This window comes from Acidiferrobacteraceae bacterium, assembly GCA_037388825.1.
In the GTDB taxonomy this organism is placed as follows: domain Bacteria; phylum Pseudomonadota; class Gammaproteobacteria; order Acidiferrobacterales; family JAJDNE01; genus JARRJV01.
On record JARRJV010000094.1, the window covers coordinates 1 to 5,499 of the forward strand.

Sequence of the window (5,499 nt, forward strand, 5' to 3'; positions counted from 1 at the left end):
CTCTGGACCAGGCGCTGGAAATCAAGAATACCGATATCGCCGAGGAACTGGCCCTGCCCCCGGTTAAGGTTCACTGCTCGGTTCTGGCCGAGGACGCCATCAAGGCTGCCATTTCCGATTATCAGGAGAAAAAGGAACCCGCCGGCGCGACCGCGCCCGAACCGGCCTCCGCGGCCTGACCCTGACTCAGGGAGAGAAGAATCATGACCGAAACCACTGCACCTGCACCCATCGTCTTTAGCGATGACGCCGCCGCCAAGGTCCATGCGCTGATCAGCGAAGAAGGCAACCCTGAACTGAAGTTGCGCATCTTCATTTCCGGTGGCGGTTGCTCCGGATTTCAGTACGGATTCTCGTTTGACGAATCCAGCGGCGACGACGACATCGTCGTCGAGAAAAACGGCGTTCAGGTACTGATCGATCCCCTGAGCCTGCAGTATCTCGTTGGCGCCGAGGTGGACTACCAGGAAGGTCTGGACGGCGCACGCTTCGTTATCAAGAACCCGAACGCCACCACGACCTGCGGTTGCGGCAGTTCGTTTTCGATGTAAGGAGCCAGGAACCATGGCGGTGACTCTGTCCGAAAAAGCTGCACAACACATCCGCAAGTCCCTCGACAAACGCGGCTCCGGCATCGGCCTGCGGCTCGGTGTTCGCACGGCCGGCTGTTCCGGAATGGCCTATACCCTGGAATTCGCGGATGAGTCATTGCCGGATGACCTCAGTTTCGAGAGTCAGGGCGTCACGCTGTTCGTGGATGCCAAGAGCCTTGCCTACCTGGACGGGACGGAACTCGACTTCGTGCGCGAAGGCTTGAATGAGGGTTTCAAGTTCCACAATCCCAACGTCACGGGACAGTGCGGTTGCGGTGAAAGCTTCACCGTCTGACCAGGACTATACCCGGCAGGAGCATCCATGGCCCTATTGACCATCGCCGAACCGGGGCAAAGCGAGGCTCCGCACCAACATCGCCTGGCCGTGGGAATTGATCTCGGCACCACCCATTCACTGGTGGCCAGCGTACGCAACGGAGCCCCCGAGATCCTGCGCGATGAGGATGGGCGCACCCTCCTGCCTTCCGTCGTTCGCTACTTCCCCGACGGCAATGTCGATGTCGGTCATGATGCACGTGCAGCGCAGACCCGGGACCCGTACAACACCATTGCCTCGGCAAAGAGATTCATGGGCCGCGGCCTGGCGGATCTCGGCGAAGCCGGCTCGCCATACCGCATGGTCGACACCCCCGGCATGGTGCGGCTCGAAACCGCCGCCGGTGAGCGCAGTCCGATCGAGGTATCGGCGGAGATTCTCAAGGTCCTGCGCCAACGGGCCGAAGCCTCCCTGGGCGGCGAACTCGTCGGCGCCGTGATCACGGTACCGGCCTATTTCGACGATGCCCAGCGTCAGGCGACCAAGGATGCGGCGCAACTCGCCGGACTCAATGTGTTGCGCCTCCTGAATGAACCGACGGCAGCCGCGGTGGCCTACGGCCTGGAGAATGGCGCCGAGGGTATCTATGCCGTGTACGACCTTGGCGGCGGGACTTTCGATTTCTCAATCCTGCGGCTGGCGCGCGGGGTGTTTGAGGTATTGGCCGTGAACGGCGATTCCGCCCTGGGCGGCGATGACTTCGATGAATGCATTGCCGCATGGATCGAGGCCCGGCTCCATATCGAAGATGCCGGGGATCGGCAGCTCGTGCGCAAAAACGCACGGGCAGCGAAGGAAGCACTCGCCGAAAAGGACGAAACCCGCATCGCGGCTCAGCTCTCGGATGGTTCGTCGGTGGACCTGAGCCTGGATCGCGAAACCTTCGACGAGCTTACGGAAAGACTGGTCGCCCGCACCCTGAGTCCGGTGCGCCGGGCCCTGCGGGACGCCGGACTCTCCGTGGAAGAGATCCAGGGCGTGGTACTGGTCGGCGGAGCCACGCGCATGCATTCCATCCGTCGCGCCTGTGCAGAGTTCTTTCACCAGGAACCGCTGACGGATCTGGACCCGGACCAGGTTGTTGCCCTCGGGGCCTCCATTCAGGCCAATGCCCTTGCCGGCAACCGCGGCGCCGAAGACTGGTTGCTGCTCGATGTCATCCCGCTGTCCCTGGGGCTGGAGACCATGGGCGGCCTCGCGGAGAAGATTATCCCCCGCAACAGCACCCTGCCCCTGGCGCGCGCCCAGGATTTCACCACATTCAAGGACGGACAGACCGCCCTGAGCATGCACGTAGTGCAGGGCGAAAGGGAACTGGTACAGGACTGCCGTTCGCTGGCACGTTTCGAACTCCGTGGAATTCCACCCATGGTGGCCGGGGCCGCGCGTATCCGCGTGACCTTTCAGGTAGACGCCGACGGCCTGCTCAGCGTATCCGCGCGCGAGCAAACCAGTGGCGTAGAGGCGTCCATCGCGGTCAAGCCTTCGTACGGGCTGAGCGACAACGAGATCGCTGACATGCTACAGGAATCCCAGGCCAATGCCCTGGAGGATGCAAGCATGCGCGCCCTGCATGAACAAAAGGTCGAGGCACAACGTTCCCTGGAGGCCATCCTGCCGGCACTGGTCGCGGACGGTGAGGAGCTTCTCACCGCGGAAGAGCGGACCACCATCGGCCTGGCAATGGAAACGTTGCGCGAGGCGATGGAAGGCCCAGATGCCGACCGGATTCGCGTGGCCGTCGACGAACTGAACCACCTGACCACACCCTTCGCCGCGCGCCGGATGGACCGTGCGGTGCAAGCCGCTCTCACAGGACAGAAAGCCGAGGATCTTGCCTGATGCCCAGGATCACCATACTTCCCCATGACGAGTTGTGCCCCGATGGAGTGGAATTCGATGCCACTTCCGGCGTTTCATTGTGCGATTTGCTGCACAAACATGGCGTCGCAATCGAACATGCATGCGAAAAGGCGTGCGTGTGCACTACCTGTCACGTGATCGTACGCGAGGGATTCTCTTCCTTGCGCACCGCAAGCGACGAGGAAGAGGACCAGCTCGGCAAGGCCTGGGGACTAGAACCGACTTCGCGCCTGAGTTGCCAGACAAGGCTTGGACAGCAGGATCTCGTGATTGAGATCCCTCGATACAATCTCAATTTCGCGCGCGAGCTCGCCTGAGATTCATTGTCCTGTCTTGTCGATCGGGAAACGACATCGGCCTTTGTCGCAAACCCAACAATCGCAGACAGTTGTAGGATTCCCTCCCCACTTTCGACCCTTCATTCAGAACAAAAACCCGCTTTCTCCGCAACATTCGGGTGCCCGGCATCTTGGCATGTGAGTTGCTATTCCCCTATTCGAGAACAGTTATCGAAGCGGGAAGACACCCATGTCCGACATACGCATCACCGTGAACGACACCACCCTGCGCGACGGCGAGCAGAGCGCGGGTGTGGCATTCACTGTGGACGAAAAACTTGCGATCGCCGGTGCACTCGCCGGCGCAGGTGTCATGGAAATGGAGATCGGCATTCCCGCCATGGGCGGGGCCGAACTGGAAACGATAGAGGCGATTGCGTGTCTCCATCTGCCGGCACGACTCATGGTCTGGGGACGCATGACGCCCGAGGACCTGCGTGCCGCCCGCAGCTGTCCCGTCGACATCGTGAATCTCTCCATCCCGGTGTCCGACACCCAGATTCGCCACAAGCTTGGGAAAGATCGCGACTGGGTGCTGACACGCATTGGTTACTTCGTCCGCGCCGCACTCGATGTTGGGTTCGAAGTCTGCGTCGGTGCCGAGGACGCGTCGCGTGCCGACGAGGATTTCCTGCTACATGTCGCCGAAACCGCCCGTGCCGCCGGCGCGCGCCGGATCCGCTTTGCCGACACCCTGGGGCTGCTGGACCCGTTTACCACGTCGGAGCGCATCCGCCACTTGCGCTCCGTAGCGGAACTGGAAGTGGAGATGCATGCCCACGACGACCTTGGTCTCGCCACTGCCAACTCCCTGGCAGCGGCCCTCTCCGGTGCGACGCATATCAATACCACCGTCAACGGCCTGGGAGAACGGGCCGGCAATGCGCCTCTGGAAGAGGTCGTCATGGCTTTGCGTCATCTGTACAACATCGAAACCGACATCGACACCCATTGCTTCCCCGTGGTGTCGCAAATGGTGGCCCGTGCATCCGGCCGGCCGGTCGCCGCGGGCAAGAGCATCGTCGGGGAGTCCGTCTTCACCCACGAGGCCGGAATCCACGTCGATGGCCTGTACAAGAACCTGAACAACTACCAGGGGTTCGACCCGGCCGAGGTCGGGCGCGAACACCGTGTCGTGCTGGGCAAACACTCGGGGTCCAGGGCCGTGGTGCAGGCCTATGCCCGACTGGGCATCGCGCTCACCGAATCGCAGGCGCGCGACATCCTTGTGCGCATCCGCGCGCATTCGGTCACGACCAAGCGCTCGCCCGAGACCACCGATCTCGAACGTTTCTATCTGGAGGCCACGGAATGCGCGGTGATTCAGGCATGAACCGGAAGCCGGCCCCGGGGATGTTGCGCAGACTACGGGAGGACGTAGATTGCGTATTTCAGCGCGATCCGGCGGCGCGTACGCGCCTCGAGGTGTTCGCCACCTACCCCGGACTGCATGCGCTCCTGTGCCATCGCGTGGCCCATGCACTATGGATGCGGGGCTGGTGTTTCGTCGCCCGATTCCTTTCCGGTACTGCCCGCGCGCTCACGCAAATTGATATCCATCCCGGTGCGGTGATCGGTCGACGCCTGTTCATCGACCACGGCAGCGGCGTCGTTATCGGCGAGACCGCGGTGATTGGCGATGACGTCACCCTGTACCACGGCGTAACCCTGGGCGGCGTCTCCTGGAATACGGGCAAGCGCCATCCCACGCTGGAGGATGGCGTGGTGGTTGGTGCCGGCGCCAAGGTTCTTGGCCCGATCACGATCGAGCGCAATGGCCGCGTCGGCGCCAATTCGGTGGTAATCCAGGACGTACCCGAAGGCATGACCGTGGTCGGGATCCCGGGTCGCGTCGTCGTCCCGCTGGCGAATCGACGCATCACCGAACAGGGAATCGATCTGGATCATCACCTGATGCCCGATCCGGTCGGCAAGGCCATCTCCTGCCTGCTTGAGCGTATCAACACCCTGGAAGCGAGGCTGGAGGCGGTTTCCACGGAAAGCACGCCCGCAACAAACCGGGAATGTGTCACTTGTGTCGATACCTGCGATCCGGCGCAGGTCAATGTGAAACCCGATACCACTTCGCATTAAAGGCGGATACCAATGAGCGAATTGATGGAAAAACTGAATACCCTGTCCTCGGCCGAGGAGTTCCTCGCCTATCTCGAGGGGCCCTCCGACCAGGCAGTGGTTCACGTGAACCGTTTGCATATCCTCAAGCGCTTTCACCAGTACCTGCGCAACACGCCGGGCGTCGATGCCCAGGACGAGGCGCAGCAGCGGGAAACCTGTCGTGAACTGCTCACGCGTGCGTACGAGGATTTCGTGCGCTCCACGCCGGCCCAGGAAAAAGTGTTCAAGGTGT

At 62.0% G+C, this 5,499-nt stretch carries 8 protein-coding genes; all 8 read left to right on the forward strand.

The genetic code is table 11. From position 1 onward, the window contains the following. On the forward strand, positions 1–179 hold a 179-nt coding region (locus P8X48_12170), incomplete at its 5' end, for an iron-sulfur cluster assembly scaffold protein (GenBank protein MEJ2108061.1). 24 nt (positions 180–203) lie between these two features. Further along, positions 204–551 carry an iron-sulfur cluster insertion protein ErpA gene (gene erpA, locus P8X48_12175; GenBank protein ID MEJ2108062.1) on the forward strand — a complete coding sequence of 116 codons (348 nt, stop codon included), beginning with the start codon at positions 204–206 and terminating at the stop codon, positions 549–551. Between the two features lie 13 nt (positions 552–564). Beyond that, entirely contained in the window at positions 565–888 is a 324-nt protein-coding gene (iscA, locus tag P8X48_12180; protein MEJ2108063.1) for an iron-sulfur cluster assembly protein IscA, read from the forward strand. A gap of 27 nt (positions 889–915) precedes the next feature. Beyond that, a complete protein-coding gene (gene hscA, locus P8X48_12185; GenBank protein ID MEJ2108064.1) occupies positions 916–2,772 on the forward strand; it encodes a Fe-S protein assembly chaperone HscA in 1,857 nt (618 codons plus the stop codon). Next, the gene (gene fdx, locus P8X48_12190; protein MEJ2108065.1) at positions 2,772–3,110 is read left to right on the forward strand and encodes an ISC system 2Fe-2S type ferredoxin; all 339 of its coding nucleotides are present in this window, start codon (positions 2,772–2,774) and stop codon (positions 3,108–3,110) included. Before hscA ends, fdx begins: the two co-directional genes overlap by 1 nt. 211 nt (positions 3,111–3,321) lie before the next feature. Beyond that, positions 3,322–4,464, forward strand: coding sequence for a homocitrate synthase (nifV, locus tag P8X48_12195; protein MEJ2108066.1), 1,143 nt, complete (start codon positions 3,322–3,324; stop codon positions 4,462–4,464). Then, complete coding sequence (cysE, locus tag P8X48_12200; GenBank protein MEJ2108067.1) at positions 4,461–5,225, forward strand: serine O-acetyltransferase; 765 nt, start codon at positions 4,461–4,463, stop codon at positions 5,223–5,225. Before nifV ends, cysE begins: the two co-directional genes overlap by 4 nt. A gap of 12 nt (positions 5,226–5,237) precedes the next feature. Continuing rightward, positions 5,238–5,499, forward strand: a 262-nt coding sequence (locus tag P8X48_12205; protein MEJ2108068.1) for a nitrogenase-stabilizing/protective protein NifW, incomplete at its 3' end; no start/stop codon positions are given.

Coding starts and splice junctions, on each gene's coding strand:
- erpA (MEJ2108062.1), top strand. CDS start 204: ATGACCGAAACCACTGCACCTGCACCCATCGTCTTTAGCGATGACGCC.
- iscA (MEJ2108063.1), top strand. CDS start 565: ATGGCGGTGACTCTGTCCGAAAAAGCTGCACAACACATCCGCAAGTCC.
- hscA (MEJ2108064.1), top strand. CDS start 916: ATGGCCCTATTGACCATCGCCGAACCGGGGCAAAGCGAGGCTCCGCAC.
- fdx (MEJ2108065.1), top strand. CDS start 2,772: ATGCCCAGGATCACCATACTTCCCCATGACGAGTTGTGCCCCGATGGA.
- nifV (MEJ2108066.1), top strand. CDS start 3,322: ATGTCCGACATACGCATCACCGTGAACGACACCACCCTGCGCGACGGC.
- cysE (MEJ2108067.1), top strand. CDS start 4,461: ATGAACCGGAAGCCGGCCCCGGGGATGTTGCGCAGACTACGGGAGGAC.